Source organism: Acinetobacter sp. EKM10A, assembly GCF_011075215.1.
Taxonomy (GTDB): Bacteria; Pseudomonadota; Gammaproteobacteria; order Pseudomonadales; family Moraxellaceae; genus Acinetobacter; species Acinetobacter baumannii.
The window spans coordinates 1-21,271 of the sequence record NZ_JAALLK010000014.1 but is presented as its reverse complement, the minus strand read 5'-3'; the positions used below and the strand labels follow the sequence as shown (position 1 = coordinate 21,271).

The 21,271-nt window shown below is 40.0% G+C and carries 15 protein-coding genes and 3 pseudogenes; 7 read left to right on the top strand and 11 right to left on the bottom strand.

The features are described 5' to 3' along the window. Entirely contained in the window at positions 1 to 276 is a 276-nt protein-coding gene (locus tag G9371_RS15170) for a hypothetical protein (RefSeq protein ID WP_000061132.1), read from the bottom strand. A gap of 320 nt (positions 277 to 596) precedes the next feature. On the opposite strand from G9371_RS15170, the pseudogene G9371_RS15165 reads away from it, so the two are divergent. Both G9371_RS15165 and G9371_RS15160 read left to right on the top strand, forming a co-directional pair. After that, positions 597 to 1,303, top strand: a pseudogene (locus G9371_RS15165) (YoaK family protein). Positions 1,304 to 1,426: 123 nt separating this feature from the next. Further along, positions 1,427 to 3,340, top strand: a pseudogene (locus G9371_RS15160) (lipase family alpha/beta hydrolase). A gap of 55 nt (positions 3,341 to 3,395) precedes the next feature. Here G9371_RS15160 and G9371_RS15155 read toward each other — a convergent pair. From G9371_RS15155 to betI, 7 genes are all read right to left on the bottom strand, one after another. Beyond that, entirely contained in the window at positions 3,396 to 4,730 is a 1,335-nt protein-coding gene (locus tag G9371_RS15155) for a basic amino acid/polyamine antiporter (RefSeq protein WP_001271336.1), read from the bottom strand. Between the two features lie 5 nt (positions 4,731 to 4,735). After that, the gene (locus G9371_RS15150; protein WP_000697115.1) at positions 4,736 to 5,614 is read right to left on the bottom strand and encodes a homocysteine S-methyltransferase family protein; all 879 of its coding nucleotides are present in this window, start codon (positions 5,612 to 5,614) and stop codon (positions 4,736 to 4,738) included. A 216-nt stretch (positions 5,615 to 5,830) separates the two neighbouring features. Beyond that, complete coding sequence (locus G9371_RS15145) at positions 5,831 to 6,301, bottom strand: hypothetical protein (protein WP_000188090.1); 471 nt, start codon at positions 6,299 to 6,301, stop codon at positions 5,831 to 5,833. Between the two features lie 91 nt (positions 6,302 to 6,392). After that, a complete protein-coding gene (gene mqo, locus G9371_RS15140) occupies positions 6,393 to 8,033 on the bottom strand; it encodes a malate dehydrogenase (quinone) (protein WP_000714073.1) in 1,641 nt (546 codons plus the stop codon). A 511-nt stretch (positions 8,034 to 8,544) separates the two neighbouring features. Then, positions 8,545 to 10,203, bottom strand: a complete 1,659-nt coding sequence (gene betA, locus G9371_RS15135) for a choline dehydrogenase (RefSeq protein ID WP_001021934.1) — start codon at positions 10,201 to 10,203, stop codon at positions 8,545 to 8,547. Between the two features lie 95 nt (positions 10,204 to 10,298). After that, on the bottom strand, positions 10,299 to 11,771 hold the full coding sequence (betB, locus tag G9371_RS15130) for a betaine-aldehyde dehydrogenase (RefSeq protein ID WP_002058314.1): 1,473 nt from the start codon (positions 11,769 to 11,771) through the stop codon (positions 10,299 to 10,301). Continuing rightward, positions 11,764 to 12,387 (bottom strand): transcriptional regulator BetI, encoded by a 624-nt coding sequence (gene betI, locus G9371_RS15125; protein ID WP_000166965.1) that lies wholly within the window; start codon positions 12,385 to 12,387, stop codon positions 11,764 to 11,766. The genes betB and betI overlap by 8 nt, the downstream gene beginning before the upstream one ends. 264 nt (positions 12,388 to 12,651) lie before the next feature. Between betI and G9371_RS15120 the strand changes: the two genes are divergently transcribed. The 4 genes from G9371_RS15120 to G9371_RS15105 all read left to right on the top strand — a co-directional run bounded on the left by G9371_RS15120 (position 12,652) and on the right by G9371_RS15105 (position 17,861). After that, on the top strand, positions 12,652 to 14,274 hold the full coding sequence (locus tag G9371_RS15120; protein WP_000243373.1) for a BCCT family transporter: 1,623 nt from the start codon (positions 12,652 to 12,654) through the stop codon (positions 14,272 to 14,274). 117 nt (positions 14,275 to 14,391) lie between these two features. Continuing rightward, on the top strand, positions 14,392 to 16,458 hold the full coding sequence (locus G9371_RS15115) for a choline transporter (protein WP_000179784.1): 2,067 nt from the start codon (positions 14,392 to 14,394) through the stop codon (positions 16,456 to 16,458). 11 nt (positions 16,459 to 16,469) lie between these two features. Next, positions 16,470 to 17,084: a MarC family protein gene (locus tag G9371_RS15110; RefSeq protein WP_000254582.1), complete on the top strand. Its 615-nt coding sequence runs from the start codon at positions 16,470 to 16,472 to the stop codon at positions 17,082 to 17,084. Between the two features lie 261 nt (positions 17,085 to 17,345). Next, positions 17,346 to 17,861, top strand: a complete 516-nt coding sequence (locus tag G9371_RS15105) for an acyl-CoA thioesterase (RefSeq protein ID WP_002060125.1) — start codon at positions 17,346 to 17,348, stop codon at positions 17,859 to 17,861. A gap of 112 nt (positions 17,862 to 17,973) precedes the next feature. Here G9371_RS15105 and G9371_RS15100 read toward each other — a convergent pair whose 3' ends face one another. Next, on the bottom strand, positions 17,974 to 18,174 hold the full coding sequence (locus G9371_RS15100; RefSeq protein WP_000761577.1) for a hypothetical protein: 201 nt from the start codon (positions 18,172 to 18,174) through the stop codon (positions 17,974 to 17,976). Positions 18,175 to 18,672: 498 nt separating this feature from the next. Between G9371_RS15100 and G9371_RS15095 the strand changes: the two genes are divergently transcribed. Next, positions 18,673 to 19,671, top strand: a complete 999-nt coding sequence (locus tag G9371_RS15095) for a CobW family GTP-binding protein (RefSeq protein WP_017725537.1) — start codon at positions 18,673 to 18,675, stop codon at positions 19,669 to 19,671. Between the two features lie 37 nt (positions 19,672 to 19,708). Here G9371_RS15095 and dctA read toward each other — a convergent pair whose 3' ends face one another. Both dctA and G9371_RS15085 read right to left on the bottom strand, forming a co-directional pair. Beyond that, positions 19,709 to 20,971: a C4-dicarboxylate transporter DctA gene (dctA, locus tag G9371_RS15090; RefSeq protein WP_016654321.1), complete on the bottom strand. Its 1,263-nt coding sequence runs from the start codon at positions 20,969 to 20,971 to the stop codon at positions 19,709 to 19,711. 159 nt (positions 20,972 to 21,130) lie between these two features. Beyond that, positions 21,131 to 21,271 (bottom strand): annotated as a pseudogene (locus G9371_RS15085) (IS4 family transposase); the annotation flags it as partial.

The following is a 21,271-nucleotide window of genomic DNA, read 5'->3' as shown; positions in this document are numbered from 1 at the left end:
TTATGACTGGCACTGTTGCATCGTTCGAAGCATGGTTTTTACAAAATCACGCGGCACTTCTGGGCTTTGTAGACTTAACTTTCCAAGCTTATGCATGAGTTTTGGGGAATATTGGCGTTCTAAACGGTGATAAATACACAGACAGGTCGCGCGACTATGTCCAGCGGCTACGCATTTTGAGTAAAAGTCACGGTGTGCATGACTTTTATAGCCGGCAGAGGCAATTGATACAAATAACAATCCACCCAAAAAAACTGAAAAATTATAAAGAGACATATTCCTTCTCGTCGTTGTTGTTTTCTTTATCAATCACTCAGCACAACAGCCGTTTGTGCAAAATATTGGCGAAACTTGCGGCTTCATCATAGTTAGAACGGTTTTAGAGGTCAAATTGATTTGCGGATGAGAAGCGTTTAATGTTTTAAAAATAAACAAATTTTATTGTTGCTGTTTTGAAGACAGTGTTGCGACATTAAACACTCTATGTTTTTACATACTTTTTTGTTTTGATAAATGCTTTAGCTTTGATTTGTTTTTAAATACTTAAAACATCTTCGTACTGAATTTAATGACTTTAAAAGAACAGGATGCTGCTTATGCCAGAGACTTCAATTCAACAAGAAACACAAAGTACATGGGCAATATGTCGAGATCCTGTTTTATTGACTATGGTGGGTGGGGCAATTGATACCATTGGCTTTATCGCTTTATTTGGTTTTTTTACTGCGCATGTAACGGGTAACTTGGTATTGGCTGGGGCTGCGTTGGTGAAGGGGGTGCCGGTTTATGGATTAAACTTGCGGCTATTCCATTGTTTATTGTGACGGTGGTTATTACCAAACTTTTAATTGACCGTAGTCAGACCAAACACAAAACGCTGTCTTATTTATTTTTATTTGAAGCTATTTTTCTCTTTGCTTTTATGGCTGCTGGGCTTTACTTTGAGCCATTTAAAAATGCCGATTCGATTACGGTTGCAATCACTGGCGGCCTCGGTTTAATTGCTTTAGCGATTCGTAATACATCAAGCAAAACCCTCATTAAAAATATTAGCCCAAGTACCATGATGACAGGCAACACTACCCAGCTTGGGATTGATATTGCTAACTTGCTTAAAAATAATAATGCTGCCAATCGGGCAAGTTTGCTTAAAAGTGCCAGTATTGTCATTGGCTTTGTTATAGGTGCTTTGATGGGGGCGGTACTTTATGTCTATTTTGACTTTTGGAGCGTAGCGCCGTTTATTTTACCTATCCTTTATTTTTCTTATTTGGCTTCCCAGCAGAAGTTTAAACAAGCTTAATAAAATAGACGGTCAATTTTATTTTCCAAATAAAGTCCAATCGAAGCTGAGCCGAAATTGTTCAGGCACAGCTTTACAGGCATAATGATGGGTGGGGAAATACATTCGATTAAGGAAGGCAGGATGACAAAGTCTTACCATTATTCAATCATAACAATAATGGCTTTGCTCAGTGGTTGTCAGGTCATTCATTTAAAAGAAAGTAACTTAAGCAGTGCTTTAAAAAGTAAAAATGAAAGTATTCTGACCGACAATACTTTAAGTCATCAAACCCAAAACTTACTGTATTTGGTTAAAGAAGATGAAAAAACTTGCCTACAAAATTTTGATGATTGTTTAAAGAAAATTCGGAGCTTGTCCGAAAATAGCAGCCGAGAAGAACGTTATGCGGCGCTGAGTGAAATTTATTTGGCAAAAGCTTTAGATGTTGGGCGTAGTAGCCAGTGCAATGCCACTCTTAAAAGTAACAGTTGTGTTGAGCAAGAGCTTGCGTTGTTTGATAAAAGCTTGCGCTATAGCTATGTCTATTTGTTTGATTCTGAAGAGTCACCTTTTGATCGGGTATTTGACCATCGACAAAATCAGGTACGTATCTTTTATAACGTCGCCTTGTCGAAGCTCATGACCACGTATTTTAATCATTTAAATACGCTTCATTTCCCACCTTTACTGAAAGTAGATGGGCATGAGTATCACGTCAATTTTGATCATGCTGTAGATGTACAGCATATTGAAGTCGATACCTTTCGCTCTAGCTATAACATGAACTTTTCAGGGTTTAATACTGTCAACCGTAAGGATGGCTTAGGCGCGGAGTTTATTGTGGGGCGTAAGGAGCATGATGTAAATCATGGTTTTATTTTAGATCCCGATGCTTTTTATGCTCACCAGAGTAATCCCAACATTCATTTACCACGTTTCTTTCCAGTCACGGCTATTGCTTACCCAAAACAAAAGGCCACAGCCGATCAGGTCATTGATGGGGCAGAGTTAGAAATTGCCATGTTTGACCCATACCGACAGGACCGCGTAAAAGTTGAAGGCGTGGACTATCCACTCACTGCCAACTATTCGGCGCCTTATGGGCTATGGTTATCGAAATATAATTTAGGTGCAGCAGGCTATTGGTCTTTAATTAATAAAGAAGCCAATTTGATTATGCCGCATTTATATATGCTGGAACCCTTTAACCCCAATAAGAAAATTATTGTGTTTATTCATGGCTTGGCAAGCAGCCCAGAGGCATGGGTGAGCCTAACCAACGACATTATGGGTGATGCCGAATTAAGACAAAACTACCAAGTTTGGCAGGTGTTTTATTCAACCAATATGCCAATTTTTGAAAGTCGTTTTCAGATTTATTCTTTGCTGAATTAGGCTTTTCAAAACGTTGCTAAAGACAGTTATGCCGCACACGATGCCGTATTGGTTGGACATAGTATGGGCGGAGTGATTAGCCGCTTGCTAGTAAGCGATGCAGATGTTTCTGATTTAGCCATGCAAAAAATGAATGAAGCACAGTTAAAGCGTTTAAAAGAAAATCCGGTTATTCGTGAGCGTTTTCAGTTCAAAGATTTGCCCTATTTTAAGCGGGTTGTTTTTGTTTCGGCGCCGCATCATGGTACTGACTATGCTGACCGATGGTTTACACAAATTGCTCGCCGTATTATTCGCTTACCTGCCGACTTTTTTATTGCCGTTGAAATGAGAGATGAGAAAAATACCAAACTCAGAAAAGGCTTAATTGAAAATGGAGCAAGTAATTTAAGTCGTTCTTCCAACTTTATGAAGCTCACCCAAGCCATTCAACCCTCGTCCAACGTGGTCTATCACTCAATTATGGGCAACATAAATGGTACGACAGATAAGTCAAAAATGAGCGATGGGATTGTGCCGTATCAAAGTTCACATTTGGGTGGGGAGCAGTCGGAGCTGATTATTAAAGGTGGGCATTCGATTCAAACTAGCCCTGAGGCAATTTTAGAATTACGCCGTATTTTACGATTACATTTTAAGCAGTCGCAGCCTTCAAAATAGAATTTTTTGTTTTTAGAAAACCACTGCTGAAATAGCTCAACAGTGGTTGAAGTGATTAATTAAGCTGGTTTTGTTTGAGCGATTTTTTATGCTCAAAGTAGCTGATTGAAAAAATAACCAAGCCAACCAAATACAATACACCAGACAACAGCAGTAAGTCTAAACCCGCTGCATAGAGCAACCAAAGTGCATAGATTGAAGCGACACTTGCAATGGCAATATGCGGCGTGCGTTTGTGGCGAATCGATTCTTTAAGATAAAACGCCGATACCAGAAAATAAGGCAGCAAAATCATCACCGATGAAATCAATAAAAGCTGGGTATAGTTTTTATTGAAAAAATACACGGCAATCAGAGAACCTTGCACCACAATAGTGGTCAGCCATAGTGATGAAATCGGCACATTATTTTGGTTATTCTTTAAAAATAGTTTCGGGAAAGCACCATTTTTTGCAGCTAAATATGGAATTTCAGTCGCAAATAACGTCCAGCTTAAATAAGACGATGAAACTGAAATAATAAGCCCAATGGTAATAATGATGGTACCGGGTAGACCGATGAGTTGCTGCAAAATGGTCGCCATGGATGGGTTATGCATGCCCGCAAGCGCTTCACGGCTCACCACACCATAAGCCAACACTGTCACCATCACGTAAAAACTTAATGCCAGTAAAACACCTAAAATAGTCGCTTTGCCAATGTCATGACGGTTTTTGGCACGTGATGATAAAACCACCGCACCTTCAATACCGGTAAATACCCAAAGGGTAATGAGCATTAGGTCTTTTACTTGCTGCCAAAGGGGAACTTTTAAAGAGAAGTCATTTAAGTTGAGTTTGAACAAATCAAACTTAAAGGCAATAAAAGTAAAGAAGATAAAGACCACCATTGGAATAATTTTGGCAATGGTTGCCAGTAAATTCACAATCGCAGCTTCTTTAATACCTCGGCTTACTAACCAGTGCACCAGCCATACAAAAATGCTTGATCCAATCAGAGAGTAGAGCGTATTGCCTTCACCAAAAATAACGTGGTCTTTGCTGTCGGTAAACATGCCGACACCTGAAAAGGCAATCACTACATAACCGACAATACCAATGGTAGTACACAACCAGTAACCCCACGCCGAGCAAAACCCGATGAGGTCTCCAAAGCCTTCGCGTGCATAGTTATAAATACCGCCATCTAGATCTGGTCGTTGACGAGTTAAATGCAACAATGACAGGGCCAAGAAAATAATGCCGACTCCGGTAATGAGCCATGCAACAAGAAGGGCAGAGCCGTTGGCAACTTGAGCCATATTTTGGGGGAGGCTAAATACGCCTGACCCCACCATAGAACTAAATACCAGCGCTGTAAGAGACAATAATCCGATTTTGGCAGCAGACATGGTATTTATTCTTTAAAAAATTGAGAAAGTTCAGCAATGTGTTCTGGTCCAATACCACAGCAACCGCCCACTAAACTTGCACCCGCTTGTTGCCATTGTTTGGCAAAAGCAAGATAAGTTGGAGCATCTAGGTCTTTACGAATTTCATCAAGGCCATCGTTAGCAGTAGCGCTTTCATCTTGCGGTGGGAAAGCGTTGGCATAAGCACCAATTTGCACAGACTCTGGAATGAGTCCTTTAATTTCATTAATTGCTTGCAAGATCACTTCAGGTTGGCAGCAGTTAAACAATACTGCTTTGGCATTTGACTGCTTTATAAAGTCAGCCACTTGTTGCATGTTTTCGCCAGAGCGAAGTAATGCTTGTTCTTGTTTGATTTCATCTTGCAGCGTAAATGACACCCAATAGTCCTTACCATCTTGTGGCAATAACGCATGGACTGTTTCAACTTCTTTTAAGCAGGATTGGGTTTCAGCGAGCCAGAAATCTACCTCTGGTGCCAATGTGTTAATAATTGGCTCAGCAAGATTTTTAGCCTGTCCCGGTTGGAACAAGTCGGCGCGGTAAGAACCAAATAACGGGGGTAAGCAGCCTGCAATTTTGACATTTTTGCCGCTTTCTTTAACTGCATTTTTTGCTTGTTCAATCGCAACTTTAATTAAACGCACGCCGTCAGTTTCAAAACGTTCCTGACCAATATGAAATGGCACAACCGCATAGTTATTGGTTGTAATGACTTCTGCACCAGCGTTGATAAAGTCGAGATGGACTTCTTTTACTGTTTCAGGTGCTTCAATGAGTGCAAGCGCAGACCACTCTGGTTGACGAAACGGAGCGCCACGGCGAGCCAATTCACGGCCTAAACCGCCATCTAAAATTTTCATAAATTACAACGTAAAGGGAGAAAAATAATTCAGCTAATCTAGCGTGTAGATGAATGCTATTCAATCGCTAATATGCTCGATATATTTCTAAATAAATTAGATTGTTATGAATATTTTTTCTTAAAAGGAATTCTGTAAATGCTGTTCAGTTTTACTGATGAACTTCATGTGAAAAAGAAAATAGATATTCATGAAGTATAGAGACTAAAAATAGTCTTATAGCGCGCCGTATTGCTGCCAGCTTTCACCAGTATGCTGTGTTTGATAATACGCTTTAAGTTGTTCAAGCTGCGTAAAATGTACGCCTGACCAAATCAATAAACTAATTAATATGAGTACTTTAGATAAACTACGAACTTTACTTACTTGAGTAAAAGCCAACACAACAAAAAATAGCGCAGGTAAAAATATAAAGAACTGGATAGGGGAAAAAAATAGATGAGCCATGCTGAAATATAGTGCGGCTGCGCTCATGAGCACATTTAAAACAGCACATAGTTTTTGATATTTACCGAGCTTAAATGCATAAGCTGTTATGACAAATAACACGGCTGAGCTGACGTAAATAGCTGTACCGCCAATCATCCACATATAAAACCCGCTTAACAAAAGATAAGCCAGTAGCAAAACAAGCACGAGCTTAAAACAAAACGGTAAGAGGCGAGGTGATGATTTTAAAGGCGTCATGGCAAGTCTAAATATCTCAACAGAAGTCTTAAAAAACAAAAGGACGAATCGAAATTCATCCTTTTGATATTTTACTTATACATCATCAAACTTAGTTTGCTTTTGCAACAGGGGCAGCAGCAGTTTCATCGTTTGCAGCTTTGAACGGAGATGTATAGTTCAAGCCAAGCGTAGAGCTTGTGTACTGACGAACTTTGTCGAGTAACACAGGGTCTTTGCTTAAGTCTTGTTTATAAGAAACCACAATTTCATGAAGCTTCTGGTTCCACTTACCTTCAGTTTGCTGAGGGAAAGCTTTTTCAAGCAAGTTAAGCATGATGTATGGAGAAGTCGAAGCACCCGGAGACGCACCTAACAATGCAGTTACAGCACCATCTTTAGACGCAAAGATTTCTGTACCAAATTGAAGTGTTGCAGGTTTACCTGGTTCTTTTTTGATGATCTGAACACGTTGACCACCTTGGCTTAAACGCCAGTCTTCAGCTTTCGCATCTGGGTAGTATTTACGAAGTTCATTGAGACGGTCTTCATCTGACATCATGACTTGGCTCACCAAGTATTTAACAAGATCAAGGTTTTCCAAGCCAACAGTGGTCATTGGTAAAACGTTGCTTTTGTTTGTTGACGCAAGTAAGTCAAGTTGAGAACCATTTTTTAGGAACTTGTTTGAATACGTTGCAAATGGTCCAAACAATACATATTTTTTACCGTCGATATAACGTGTATCAATATGTGGTACAGACATTGGAGGCGCACCAAGTTCCGCACGACCATATACTTTCGCTGTGTGCTGAGCAGTAATTGCTGGGTTGTCAGTAATTAAGAACTCACCACCTACAGGGAAGCCAGCATATTGTTTCGCTTCTGGTAAACCAGTAAGTTGCAATAATTTAACCGCGGCACCACCTGCACCGATAAATACAAAACGCGTTTTAACGTGGTCTGTTTTACCAGTTTTCAAATTTTTGAAAGACACCGTCCAAGTTTTGTCATCATTTTGGCTGATGCCTGTCACTTCAGTTGAAGTCTGTAATTTGAAGTTAGGGTTTTGGTTTAGGTGATTCACTAATTGTTTAGTGATTGAACCATAGTTCACGTCAGAACCAACTTCCATACGAGTCGCTGCAACTTTTTGAGTTGGATCACGATCGGTCATGACTAAAGGTGCCCATTGTTTAATCACAGCTGGGTCTTCAGTAAATTTCATGCCTTTGAAAAGCGGGCTTTGAATCATGGCAGCATAACGTTTTTCTAAGAATTTAACGTTATCGCCCCAAACGAAAGCAATGTGTGGAACTGGGTTAATGAATGTTTTTGGTTCAGCTAAAACGCCTTGTTTTACCTGATATGACCAGAACTGTTTAGCAACTTCAAACTGAGAAGCAACTTTTTCAGCTTTGGCAATTTCCATCTTACCGTTTTTCTCTTCGGTATAGTTCATTTCCATAAAGCCAGAGTGGCCTGTTCCGGCATTGTTAAAGCCGTTTGAACTTTCTTGAGCAACTTGGTCAAGACGCTCAAACATACGAATTTGCCAATTCGGTTCAAGCTCAGTGAAATAAGTACCGAGAGTGGCACTCATGATACCGCCGCCAACAAGAACAGCATCAACAACTGGCTCATCTTTTGCAGTTTGTACTTGTTTTGACGCAATCGGTCTAAACAAGAAAACAATACCCGCAATTAAAATAAGAATGATTAATACCAGAAGGTATTTCAAAAACTTTTTCATGTAAGGGGGACCTTAAAATAAGTTATTTGAGTCACTTAAGGTGTGAGGAAACCTAGACAGCGTATCCAGACAAAACGGATATAAATGCGAAAGTAAAATTCTCCAAAACAGAGAACTTTGAAAAAAGAAAAATTACTTGGGATTATCGCAAACACTCTATATTTTAGACTAATTTTGCATTGACAATACAATTTTTATAATAAATGGGTTCTATTAAAATCATAAATATGATTTATATTTGATCAAATTAAACTTTTATAAGATTATTTTTAGTTTTAATTTTATTGTAAGTAATTGAAAATAAATTAATAAAATAAATTTGGTTAAACTTAAGCCATTTGAAGGATATGCTTCGATAAAAATAGGTGAATTTTTAATTTATGACCTATTGATGTAATTAATATCCTTGCATGACCTTATTTTTCTGTCATACATACTTCTTATTAATATGAGTGCTATAAATAATAAATTAAGGGCATATTCCTGCATAAGAAATATGCCCTTTAAGATTTTATGATGCTACATAGAATGGTGCAGTCGAACGTGGTAACGCTTCGCGTCCACGAATTTGGTCTGCAATTTTCTCGGCAATCATAATGGTGGTTGCATTTAAGTTACCGGTAATAATCAGCGGCATAATTGAGGCATCAACTACACGCAAACCATTCATACCGTGTACACGGCCTTGACCATCTACAACAGCCATTTCGTCTTCGCCCATCTTACAGCTACAAGACGGGTGGTAAGCTGTTTCTGCATGGTTACGAACAAAGTCATCAAGCTCTGCATCTGTCTGCAAATGTTTGCCCGGGCTAATTTCATCACCACGATATGGGTCAAGCGCAGGTTGATGCATGATTTCACGCGTAATACGGATTGCATCACGGAACTCACGCCAGTCTTGTTCAGTCGACATGTAGTTAAACAAGATACTTGGATGCGCAAACGGGTCTTTCGATTTAAGTTTGATACGACCGCGTGAAGGTGAACGCATTGAACCCACGTGTGCTTGGAAGCCATGTTCTTTTACTGCATTACTACCGTTGTAGTTAATAGCTACTGGCAAGAAGTGGTATTGAATGTTTGGCCACTTAAACTCATCCGAGCTACGGATAAATCCACCCGCTTCAAACTGGTTACTTGCGCCAATACCTGTACCATTGAATAACCACTCGGCACCAATGGCAGGTTGGTTATACCATTTTAAAGCAGGGTATAAAGAAACGGGTTGCTTACATTTATACTGTAAGTACATTTCCAAGTGATCTTGTAAGTTTTCACCCACGCCCGGCAAATCATGAACCACATCAATGTCCATTGATTTTAAGAAGGTACTTTGACCTACACCTGAACGCTGTAAAATTTGCGGTGACGCAATTGCGCCTGCACAAAGTAATACTTCACGTTTAACCAAAGCACGTTGCAAGTTGTTTTGATCAGCACCAATAATATATTCAACACCAATTGCTTGCTTTTGATTAAACAAGATTTTGTTGGTCGTCGCATGAGTCAAAATAGTCAGGTTTGGACGACCTTTTGCCATATCCAAATAACCACGTGCGGTACTTGAACGACGGCCTTTAGGCGTAACGGTACGGTCCATTGGACCAAAACCTTCTTGTTGGTACCCATTTAAGTCGTCAGTACGTGGGTAACCTGCCTGTACACCTGCTTCAACCATGGCATGGAATAGCACGTTGTTGCCATTTTTTGGTGTAGCCACTGATACAGGGCCGCTATCACCATGATAGTCGTTGCCACCAATGTCACGAGTTTCGGCTTTTTTGTAGTAAGGCAAACAGTCGGCATAAGTCCAGTTTTCAAGGCCTTTATGGGTCGCCCATTGTTCTAGATCCATGGCGTTACCGCGGATATAGCACATACCATTAATTAAAGATGAGCCACCTAAGCCTTTACCACGACCACACTCCATACGACGGTTGTTCATGTGTGGCTCTGGGTCAGTTAAATAAGCCCAGTTATAGCGACGACCTTGAAGAGGGTAGGCCAAAGCTGCCGGCATTTGTGTACGGAAATCCAAGCGATAATCTGGTCCACCTGCTTCTAGCAGTAAAACGGTGGTATCTTTGTCTTCAGTAAGACGCGCAGCGAGTACATTTCCGGCAGATCCTGCGCCAATAATAATGTAATCATATTCTTTAATATTCATAACTATCCTTTTTTTACTAACAGTTTGCCTGAGCAATCTATAAAGACTGCTCGGCATATGTGATTTAGGTTGAAGTTTTTAGAGCGATTGAGGCATTAAAAAATGCTTTGATAATCGCCAAGTTCAACTTGAATAGATTTGATACGGGTATAGTGCCCAAGCGTGGTTAAGCCATTTTCGCGGCCCACACCAGATTGCTTGTAGCCACCAACTGGCATTTCGGCAGGTGATTCACCCCAAGTGTTAATCCAGCAAATACCAGCTTCAATTTGGTGAATAATGCGATGAGCGCGGCTAATATCTTGAGTGACCACACCGGCAGCTAGACCAAAGGTCGTGTCGTTGGCACGTTGAATCACTTCTTCTTCGGTTTCATAGCTTAAGATGCTCATGACAGGTCCAAAAATTTCTTCTTGAACAATCGCCATCTGGTCAGTGCAGTCACTAAATATAGTCGGTAGTACATAAGCGCCTTTGGCAAGCTCGCCTTCGGTCGCACGACCACCACCGATTAATACTTTAGCGCCTTGTTGTTTGCCTGACTCAATGAAAGACAACACTTTTTCCATATGTGGGAAGCTAGTGAGCGGACCGAAGTTTGTGTCTTCAGCCATTGGGTCACCAATGCGAATACGTTGTACACGCTCTACAACCGCTTTTTCAAAGTCAGCTAAACGTGATTTTGGAACAAATACGCGCGTACCGTTGGTACATACTTGACCTGAGCTAAAGAAGTTCGCCATAACTGCAATGTCTGCGGCACGGTTAAGGTCAGCATCTTCACAAATAATCAGTGGCGACTTCCCACCAAGCTCCATAGTCACTTCTTTTAGTGTAGAGCCAGCAGCGCTTGCCATCACTTTTTTGCCAGTCTCTACGCCACCTGTGAATGAGATTTTTTCAATCACAGGATGTTCTGTGAGCCATTGACCAATTTCACGACCAGCACCTTGTACCACGTTAAATACGCCGTCTGGTAAGCCAGCTTCTGTATAGATTTCTGCAAGTTTTAATGCAGTAAGTGGCGTTGTTTCGCTTGGCTTGAAAATCATGGCATTGCCGGCAGCAAGGGCAGGGGCAGATTTCCATAAAGCGATTTGGATTGGATAGTTCCAGGCACCAATACCTGCAACTACGCCTAAAGGTTCACGGCGTGTATAAAAGAAACTTGATTCGCGAAGCGGAACTTGTTCGCCCTGAATAGCTGTTGCAAGTCCTGCGTAGTATTCGAGTACATCTGCACCAGTCACAATATCGACGGTAGATGTTTCGCTGTAGGCTTTACCGGTGTCGAGTGTTTCAAGACGGGCAAGCTCATCATTACGTTCACGGAGAATATCGACAGCACGGCGTAAAATACGTGAACGCTCCATAGCGGTCATGGCTGCCCAAATTTTTTGTCCTTGTTGGGCACTTTTTACAGCAGCTTCAATATCTTGTTCAGATGCCTGTTGAAGAGTCGCGATAATTTCGCCGTTGGCAGGGTTAATACTATTAAATGTTTTACCACTGGTTGCTTCAACGTAGCGTCCATGGATATACAATTGATGAACTTGTACATCACTCATTTTGTCTCTCCTGCAAAGGCTTGTTCGCAAATTGCAATTGCGTTTTTACATAATCGTAAGCAATGGAACGGGCCAGTTCGCTGTCAAATTCATTGTGACGGCTTAAACTGCCACGTAGCCATAATCCATCAATCAATGCTGCCAGACCTCTTGCGGCAACACTGGCCTGTTGTTCATCCATTAACTTGAGAAAATAAAACTTCAAGTTGGAATACAGGCGTTGATCATTAATCTTTTGCAAACGGCTCAGGTCCGGTACATGCATGCTTGCAGACCAAAAGTCTAACCAGACCCGCATTGCTTTTTCATTTACCTGACTAATGTCAAAGTTAGAGTCAATAATTGCCTTAATCTGGCTTTCCGGATGCGAATCTGCTTCTGCTCTGTACTGTTCGGTTTTCCGACGCAAAACATTGAGCATTTCTTGCATACAGGTATTTATTAACCCTTGTTTGTCGCCAAAGTAATGGCTGACAATACCGGTCGACAACTCGGCTTTTTTTGCAATTTGTGCAATGGTGGTATTGGATAACCCCACTTCATAAATTACGTCGAGTGCAGCGTTCATAATCTCTTCACGGCGCACATGCTCTGGTTTTACTCTGCGTTTTGTCATGATTGTCCACATCAGCACTTTTATGGGTGCTTTAAATTCAGCATGTTAACTTGCAGAGCATCATAGCACTTTTTTATCATACTTGTTATTGATTGAACGTTCAATCAATAACAAGTATGATGTGTAAAAATCAATGAATTTTTGAATCTTACTTCGGGGTAGAAGAGATAGAATCAGAAGTTCTTACGGATAGGATGATGCGCATAAGTCCGGTACTTATCACGTTATTTTGGAAAAAATACACCGATTGCAAGGAGCAATAAGATGGTGTTGAAAAGTGATGGATATTCTTCAGACCATATTCGGTTAAATCGTTTTGTATTTTGGAGTTCGGCAGTCAGTATCGGCATTTTTGGCCTATTATTTGTGCTGTTTCCAGAAAAAAGTCAGTTTTGGCTGACCTATGTGCAAGAGCAGGTAAACCACTTTTTCGGGTGGTATTACATGTTGGTGATTGTGCTGTGTTTAGGCTTTGTGGCTTGGCTTGCCTTCTCAAAAGTGGGACAGATTCCTTTAGGAAAAGACCACGACAAACCTGAGTTTGGCTATTTGGCTTGGACCTCAATGCTGTTTTCGGCAGGTATTGGTATCGCGCTACTTTATTATGGTGTTGCTGAACCTGTTGACCATTTTCTAAGACCGCCAGAAGGTGAGGCCGGTACTATTCAGGCCGCCCGCAATGCCATGACCTATAGCTTTTTGCACTGGGGTATTCATGGCTGGGTGCTTTATGCCTTGCTGGGTGTGACATTAGGTTATTTTGCCTTTAGACAAGATTTACCACTCGCACTACGCTCGGCACTCTATCCAATTTTTGGAGAGCGAGTTCATGGTCTGGTAGGCGATTTTGTCGATGGCTTTGGTATTTTAGCAACCGTAATTTCTTTGGTAACCAACTTAGGTATTGGTGCTTTGGTATTGGTTTCAGGCATTTGTTATTTAATTCCTGAAATTCCCGATAACTCTGCAACTTTAATTACTGCAGTTTTAATCATGATGTTTGTGGCGACAGTCACTACAGTGGTCGGGATTGAAAAAGGCTTGGCATGGTTATCACGGATTAATTTACGTTTGCTCTATGCTTTACTTTTATTTGTATTTTTAACAGGACCGACCAACCATTTGTTAAATGGTCTTGTGCAAAATACGGGCGATTACCTTAATAATTTTATGGGTAAAAGTTTTGATATGTATTTATACAATCAAAAAGCCAGTGGCTGGTTGGGTTCATGGACTGTGTTTTATTGGGCATGGTGGATTGCTTGGGCACCTTTTGTAGGAATGTTTATTGCCCGCATTTCCAAAGGCCGAACTATTCGAGAAGTGGTTTTGGGGGTATGTCTCATTCCATTAGGTTTTACCTTGGCTTGGATCTCGATTTTTGGAAATACTGCAATTCATTTAATTCTCAATCAAAAACAGAAAGTTTTAGGTGATATGGTTTTAAGCGACCCTGCGTTGTCATTATTCAAATTACTCGAATATCTTCCGTTTAATCCGTATATTGCCGGGATTGTTGTTGTAATTTGTTTCGTTTTATTTTTGACACCGGTTGGGTCTGGTACACTAATGATCGCCAATTTGTCCTCGAAAGGGGGCACCAGTGATAGTGATTCACCGATCTGGTTACGCATCTTTTGGTCTGTGGTCATTACCATTGTAAGTATCGGCTTATTATTAGCAGGTAGTTTTAACTCCATGCAAAGTGCAGTGGTGTTATGTGGTTTACCATTTTCTGTGATTATTTTGCTTTATATGTTTGGTCTAGCCAAAGCCCTAAAGCAAGATGATTTTGACCCGAATGTTGCGAAAAAGCAGTTAGCTATTTCAAAAGACATTTCTATTCCATCGAATTGTGACCAGAACAAAGTGACCGAGGTTTTATAACCTTGGTTCATCACATTTATTTATATTTTTTGCGTTCAAAGCAGTCTTTTCATTATTGTTAAATAGTGAAAAGACTAAATTGAATATTTTATTTTTCTTCTATTCCTTGAGGATTGTATGGCAACAGATAATCCAAGAGCAGTTGATGATTTAACATTATCTAAATCTAAAAAAGACCCGCTTAACCGTGTGGTTTTTTATATTTCAGCTCTAATCATTTTAATCTTTTCTCTCGTTACTTTTTTATTTAACGATTTCGCAAATCGAACCATTAACACCGTCCTTGCGTGGGTAACGTCAACCTTTGGCTGGTACTATTTACTGGCTGCAACGCTGTATATGGTGTTTGTAATTTTCATTGCCTGCTCACGGTATGGTGAGATTAAACTTGGCCCTAAACACTCAAAGCCTGAGTTTAGTTTACTGAGTTGGTCTGCCATGCTGTTTTCGGCAGGTATTGGTATCGATTTAATGTTCTTCTCGGTGGCTGAGCCATTATCTCATTATATGCAGCCGCCTGTCGGCGTAGGCCAGACCTATGAAGCGGCACGCCAAAGTATGGTGTGGACGCTGTTTCACTATGGTTTGACCGGATGGTGTATGTATGCCTTGATTGGTATGGCACTTGGTTATTTCAGTTATCGCTATAACTTGCCGCTGACCATTCGTTCTGCACTTTACCCAATTTTTGGGAATAGGATTAATGGGGCCATTGGCCATAGTGTAGATACTGCTGCCGTCATCGGGACAATTTTTGGTATTGCGACCACCTGCGGAATTGGCGTGGTACAGCTGAACTATGGTTTACATGTTTTATTAGGACTGCCAGAGAATATCTGGATGCAGTTTGCACTCATTGCTATTGCAGTCGGTATTAGTATTATTTCAGTGACATCTGGGGTGAATAAAGGCCTTCGGATTTTGTCTGAAATCAATATTTATGTATCGATTGGTCTTTTACTGTTTATTTTGTTCTTGGGCAATACCGAGTTTTTACTCAATGCGCTAGTACAAAATATTGGTGATTATTTAACTCGCTTCCCAACCTTAGCCTTACAAAGTTTTGCTTTTGAGCAACCTAAAGATTGGATGAGCAGTTGGACCTTGTTCTTCTGGGCATGGTGGATTGCTTGGTCGCCATTTGTAGGTTTGTTTTTGGCCCGTATTTCTAGAGGCCGTACTATTCGTGAGTTTGTGTGCGGGACTTTAATTATTCCTCTGTTATTTACCTTAACGTGGTTATCCATTTTTGGTAATAGCGCATTGCACAGTGTTATTTTTGAAGGCAACCAGACTTTAGCTGCAACGGTATTATCTAATCCGGCACATGGTTTTTATGACCTGTTAGCGCAGTACCCGGGTTTTACCTTTATTGCTTCAGTCGCAACAGTGACGGGCCTTTTATTCTATGTGACTTCTGCCGATTCGGGGGCATTGGTTTTAGGTAACTTCACGACCAAGCTTACCCATATTGATAATGATGCGCCGCGTTGGTTAAGCGTGTTTTGGGCAATTGCCATTGGGTTATTAACGCTCGCTATGCTGATGACTAACGGGATTACCGCTTTGCAGAATGCAACCATTATTATGGGACTGCCGTTTAGTTTCGTGATGTTCCTTGTGATGGCGGGGCTTTATAAATCGCTCAGGCTTGAAGACTATAGGCATGCCAGTCGAAGTATGAACGCGGCACCTGTGGTGGGTAACGTCGATATTCTCAATTGGAAACAGCGTTTGACTCGGGTTATGCATCATCCGGGAACGACTGAAACCAGACGAATGCTCGATACCGTTTGCAAACCTGCCGTTCAAGCTGTTGCCGATGAACTCATTAAGCAAGGTATGAACGTAGATGTGCAACAAACACCACTTGAAGATGAAGAGGCGCTATATCACCTCGATATCACTATTCATTTGGAAGAAGAGCAAAACTTCGTTTATCAGATTTGGCCTGTCCGTTATAGCGCGCCTAACTTTAGTCAGCGTGTAAAACGAGGCAAACAGTTCTATTACCGTCTCGAAACCTATCTTTATGAAGGTTCTCAAGACAACGACCTTGTTGGTTACAGTAAAGAACAGGTTATTAATGACATTTTAGATAAATATGAAAGACATATGACGTTCTTGCATATTAATCGTATTAGCCCTGGGAACCGTCCATTATTCCCAGATCCACAAGCTTAAGGGGAATATGCATGGTTTCACCATATCTGCATTCTTTTGCTTTATTTTTCTCTTTGCTCAATCCTTTTTTAATGAGCATTTATATGATTGGCCTCATCCGCCATTCAGAAACCAAGGTATTTAACAAAGCCTTAATTCAGGGGAGCTTGATTGCTTATATCGTCTTTATGCTGTTTGCATGGGGCGGTGAAGCAATCTTTAGTAAATACCTGAATGTACGCTTTGAAGCTTTCCAGATTTTTGGTGGTCTTATCTTTTTGGTGATTGGTTACCGCTATGTGTTTCAGGGGGCAGATACCATTGGTGAAATGCGCGGTGCACCTGAACATTTAGCCGGCACCATAGCCATGCCTTTTATGATTGGGCCGGGTACCATTAGTGCAGCTGTGGTGACAGGTATTGAAATGTCGATTGGTGCTGCGGCACTTGTGATCGGGTTTACCATGTTTTTAACATGCAGTATTTTGATCTTGATGAAATTTTCACATGATCATTTGCGGTACAAACATGCAAAATATATCGATCGCTATTTCGATATTGTCGGGCGTTTATCTGCTTTATTAATCGGTACGATTGCTGTTGATATGATTATTAATGGTGTTACCGGACTGATCCATAAAGTATAGCGAACCTCATATAAAACGATGCTGTGTCATTTAAAATGGAACAAAATGGCATAGCATCTTTTGATTATTTTTGACCGCTCAATAATTGTTTATTTAAGAAAAACTAAAAAATTATTAAAAATAATAGCTTAAAAAATATTCGTTCAAAAAAAGAATTAACAATATTAAAAAATACGATGCTATGTTGTGGATTTAAGCATGTTTTTTTTGTGAATTATCAACCATAATGTTTTCTGAGCTTGTTTGAGACAGAGTTGAGTCATGCCTACATTAGATGAAATGACAACCGTAACTGACGATCAGTCAGAATTAACCATGTCAGTTTTAATGACACCGGACATGGCAAATTTTTCAGGTAATGTTCATGGTGGAACAATTCTAAAGTTACTAGACCAAGTGGCCTATGCTTGTGCAAGTCGTTATTCAGGCAGCTATGTTGTAACGTTGTCTGTAGACAAAGTAAATTTTAAAGAACCTATTTATGTAGGTGAACTCGTTACATTTTTAGCGAGTGTGAACCATGTGGGACGTACTTCAATGGAAGTGGGTATCCGTGTGGAGGCTCAAAATATTCAAAAGCGTACCGTTCGTCATACCAATAGCTGTTATTTCACTATGGTTGCGGTTGATGAGCAGGGTAAACCACGCGAAGTGCCTAAATTAAATTTAGATACCGAGTGGAAACGTTGCCGATTTGAAGCAGCTGAACATCGTAAGGTGTTGCGCCTACAAGAGAATCATAACCCTTCTTGCAGCATGTATAAGAAAACTTCTTAAAAAAAAAAGATCGAACCGCAGCATGGTTCGATCTTTTTTCTTCACCGAAATTTAACGTCCTGTTTCGTTTCAGTAAAATTATCTCTGAGCTTGGAGGAGAGTGCAGAGATAATTAACGAGTTGCAGGAGCAGCTTCAGAAGCAGAACCTACAGCGTCAGAAGCAGCATTTGCAGTGTTTGCTTGCTCTTGAGTTGAAACAACAACTTTTTCTTCACCAGCAGTGTTATGTGCTTGGTCGTGCTTAGAAGCAGCGAAAGTTGAAGCAGCAGTTAAAGCTAGTGTAGTAGCGAGTAAAGTTTTAGCTAATTTCATTTTATGGCATCCTTAAATTCATTAAAAAATAAATCAAACCTAATCGTTCTGACCTACATAGAACATATAGGGCTGAATGATTAAGCTAGGACACATGCTAAGCCGAGCTTGGGATTACATCAATTAACTTAACAATCTATTACGCCTATCTTAACAATATGAAATATAACGTCCGTTTATGTGCGTCTACTGTAAAATTAAAGCGCTACTTGAGCGCTAAAAATGTGAAAGAATATTTCGTATTGAGTAAAAAAAAAGCAAGTTAGTTACGTAAACAAAACACTCTGGCATGAATTGTGAATGTCCTTAAATAGGATATTTCGTTTAATTATTATTTTTCTAAAGTTAATTTAGATAATTGGTGAGATGCATGTCACATATTTGGTGCTTTAGCCTGATAATTGAAAAGTATATCTTCAAAGTGAAAAATTATTTTCATGCTACTTAAACAGTGATATACCTTTCTTAGTTTTTAAACCTTGTTGATTTGAGCCGCTTGTGAAACTGATTGCCCAAAAAACTGTTCCTACCCATATTATTTCAGGGTTTTTAGGAGCAGGGAAAACGACATTATTGCAACATTTATTAAGTCAGAAACCGAAAGATGAAGTGTGGGCTGTCTTAATGAATGAATTTGGGCAAATCGGAGTCGATCAACAACTCCTACCTCAAGATCAAGGTTATGCAGTCAAAGAACTATTGGGCGGCTGTTTATGTTGTAGTAGCCAACTTCCTATGCATATTGCTTTGGCTCGCTTGTTAAGTGAACAAAAGCCAGACCGACTCTTTATTGAACCTACAGGGCTTGGACATCCTTCGCAATTATTTGATCAGTTAACGGAACCACATTGGCAAAACAGCTTAGCTATGCGTGTAATAGTGACTGTGGTTGATGGTAGTCGTCTGCATGACACCAATTGGGTCAAGCAAAACCTATATGAAGACCAATTAAAAGCTGCACAGATTGTGGTGGTCTCTCATGCCGATACCATGACTTTTGAAGATGAACAGGCACTTGTTGAGCTTAAAGAAGAATACCAACCTTATCAGCAACAATGGCTAAAGACTGAACATGGTCAACTTGAACTGGCGCAAATTGATGTGTCTGCTCGTTTAACTGCACGCTCTATACAGCCTTTACTCAAGCTGCAAAAGCAAATGACTGAAGCCGAAGTTGCAAAAGAAATTCACCAACTGCCTTACCATTATGTTGAGTCGGCGCAGGGTTATATAGTCGCGGGTTGGAAATTTCCTAAACGTTGGAAATTTGAGTTTTATGCTTTGCTCGATGTGTTGTGTGCACAGCAAGACTGGCTACGTATTAAGGGAATTTTTAATACAGATCAGGGATGGAAGACCTTTAACTTTAATCCTGAGCAGTTTAACTATAAGTCTGGTGAAGAGGGCATTGATAACCGCATTGAAATGATTAGCCAACATGAACATGACTGGCTGGCATTTGAAACTGAACTATTAGCTTGCAGAATTGAACAATAGAGAACATTGAAATACTTCAATATTCTCTATGAGAGATTTAATTTTTTATATTAAGTATTTGTTTCGCTTGTGCATGATCGATGTCTTTTTCCCAATGGGCAATGACTACGGTTGCGACACAGTTACCAATTAAGTTGGTGCAGGCACGGATAATTCCGATAAACCAGTCTACAGACAGTAAAAGTACCAAACCAATTGCAGGTAAACTTGGAATTACGGAAAGCGTTGCAGCAAGGATCACTAAGGCTGACCCTGGTATGCCGTGTGCACCTTTCGATGTAATAAGCGAAACTAATAAAATAGCCAGTAAGTCGTGCATGGAGAGATTAATATTGCAGGCCTGTGCAATAAAGATCACGCCTAATGTTAAATAAATTGAAAAGCCGTCTAAATTAAAAGAATAACCGGTAGGAATAACCAGACCGACTGTTGAATCTTTAATTCCCAAGTTTTTAAGCTTTTTCATGATTTGGGGTAAAACGGAATCAGAAGAGGCTGTCCCTAAAACAATAGCGAGTTCATCTTTAAAATAGCCGACAAATTTAAAGATATTCAGTCCGGTGAGTTTTAAAATTGAACCCAAAATAATGACAACAAATAAAATGCAAGTCGCATAAAAGAGTAAAACTAAATAACCGAGTTGCAGGAGTGAATCTAATCCAAATTTTGCAGTGGTATAAGCAACTGAACCAAATACACCAATTGGTGCCAAGCGAATAATGAGTCCCATAATTTTAAAGAAGACTTCCGAAAAAGCTTCAAGCGCTTGACGGACCAACTCTGCTAAATGTTTAGGAATTAACAGTAGTGAAACGCCAAATAAAATAGCGATGAGTAAAACTTGTAAAATATCGCCGTTGGCAAAAGCGGCAGTAAATGTTTTCGGAATAATATTGAGTAAAAACTCCGAACCTGTATGCATGTCATGAGCACGTTCGGTATAGGTACTTAAATCTTTAGCATCTAAATGAGTAATATCGATATTCATACCGACGCCCGGTTTAAAGACATAAGCAACAATAATTCCCAAAATTAAAGCAATACTCGTGACCACTTCAAAATAAAGAATCGTTTTTGCACCGACTTTGCCCATTTTTTTAATGTCGTTTGCACCATAGATTCCCAGTACCACTACACAGAATACAATTGGAGCAATCAACATTTTAATGAGGGAAATAAAACCATCACCAAGAGGTTTTAAAGCTAGGGAGAAATCATGAAAAGCAAGTCCTACTGCAATACCGAGAAAGAGAGCGCAGAGGACTTGTAGAAATAAACTACGTTTAAGTTTTTGCCACATAAGTCATCAAATCAAGAGAGGAATACAACCCCTTTCAAGCAAAAAGCCCGCCAACTTTGAAAGTGGTTAGATGTTTTGAAATAAGATGCAAATGGAGAGGATAAGAAGTTTTACATTACTGAGTTTTTTCTATAATTTTTTCTCTGTACACGACAAATTTCATATAGCCCTTGTCCTATCAGGCTTTTTCTTTCTTAAAATTGCTAGAATTTTCTTAAATTCCTCTTTTTTTCCAAAACCAATCAAACGTAGAATAGCCATTTGAACATAGTCCAAACCGTAGCGAAATAAACTTACTGA

Coding starts and splice junctions, on each gene's coding strand:
- G9371_RS15145 (WP_000188090.1), bottom strand. CDS start 6,301: ATGACGCCTTTAAAATCATCACCTCGCCTCTTACCGTTTTGTTTTAAG.
- G9371_RS15110 (WP_000254582.1), top strand. CDS start 16,470: ATGGTTTCACCATATCTGCATTCTTTTGCTTTATTTTTCTCTTTGCTC.
- G9371_RS15100 (WP_000761577.1), bottom strand. CDS start 18,174: ATGAAATTAGCTAAAACTTTACTCGCTACTACACTAGCTTTAACTGCT.
- betI (WP_000166965.1), bottom strand. CDS start 12,387: ATGACAAAACGCAGAGTAAAACCAGAGCATGTGCGCCGTGAAGAGATT.
- dctA (WP_016654321.1), bottom strand. CDS start 20,971: ATGTGGCAAAAACTTAAACGTAGTTTATTTCTACAAGTCCTCTGCGCT.
- G9371_RS15105 (WP_002060125.1), top strand. CDS start 17,346: ATGCCTACATTAGATGAAATGACAACCGTAACTGACGATCAGTCAGAA.
- G9371_RS15120 (WP_000243373.1), top strand. CDS start 12,652: ATGGTGTTGAAAAGTGATGGATATTCTTCAGACCATATTCGGTTAAAT.
- betA (WP_001021934.1), bottom strand. CDS start 10,203: ATGAATATTAAAGAATATGATTACATTATTATTGGCGCAGGATCTGCC.
- betB (WP_002058314.1), bottom strand. CDS start 11,771: ATGAGTGATGTACAAGTTCATCAATTGTATATCCATGGACGCTACGTT.
- G9371_RS15170 (WP_000061132.1), bottom strand. CDS start 276: ATGTCTCTTTATAATTTTTCAGTTTTTTTGGGTGGATTGTTATTTGTA.
- mqo (WP_000714073.1), bottom strand. CDS start 8,033: ATGAAAAAGTTTTTGAAATACCTTCTGGTATTAATCATTCTTATTTTA.
- G9371_RS15115 (WP_000179784.1), top strand. CDS start 14,392: ATGGCAACAGATAATCCAAGAGCAGTTGATGATTTAACATTATCTAAA.
- G9371_RS15150 (WP_000697115.1), bottom strand. CDS start 5,614: ATGAAAATTTTAGATGGCGGTTTAGGCCGTGAATTGGCTCGCCGTGGC.
- G9371_RS15155 (WP_001271336.1), bottom strand. CDS start 4,730: ATGTCTGCTGCCAAAATCGGATTATTGTCTCTTACAGCGCTGGTATTT.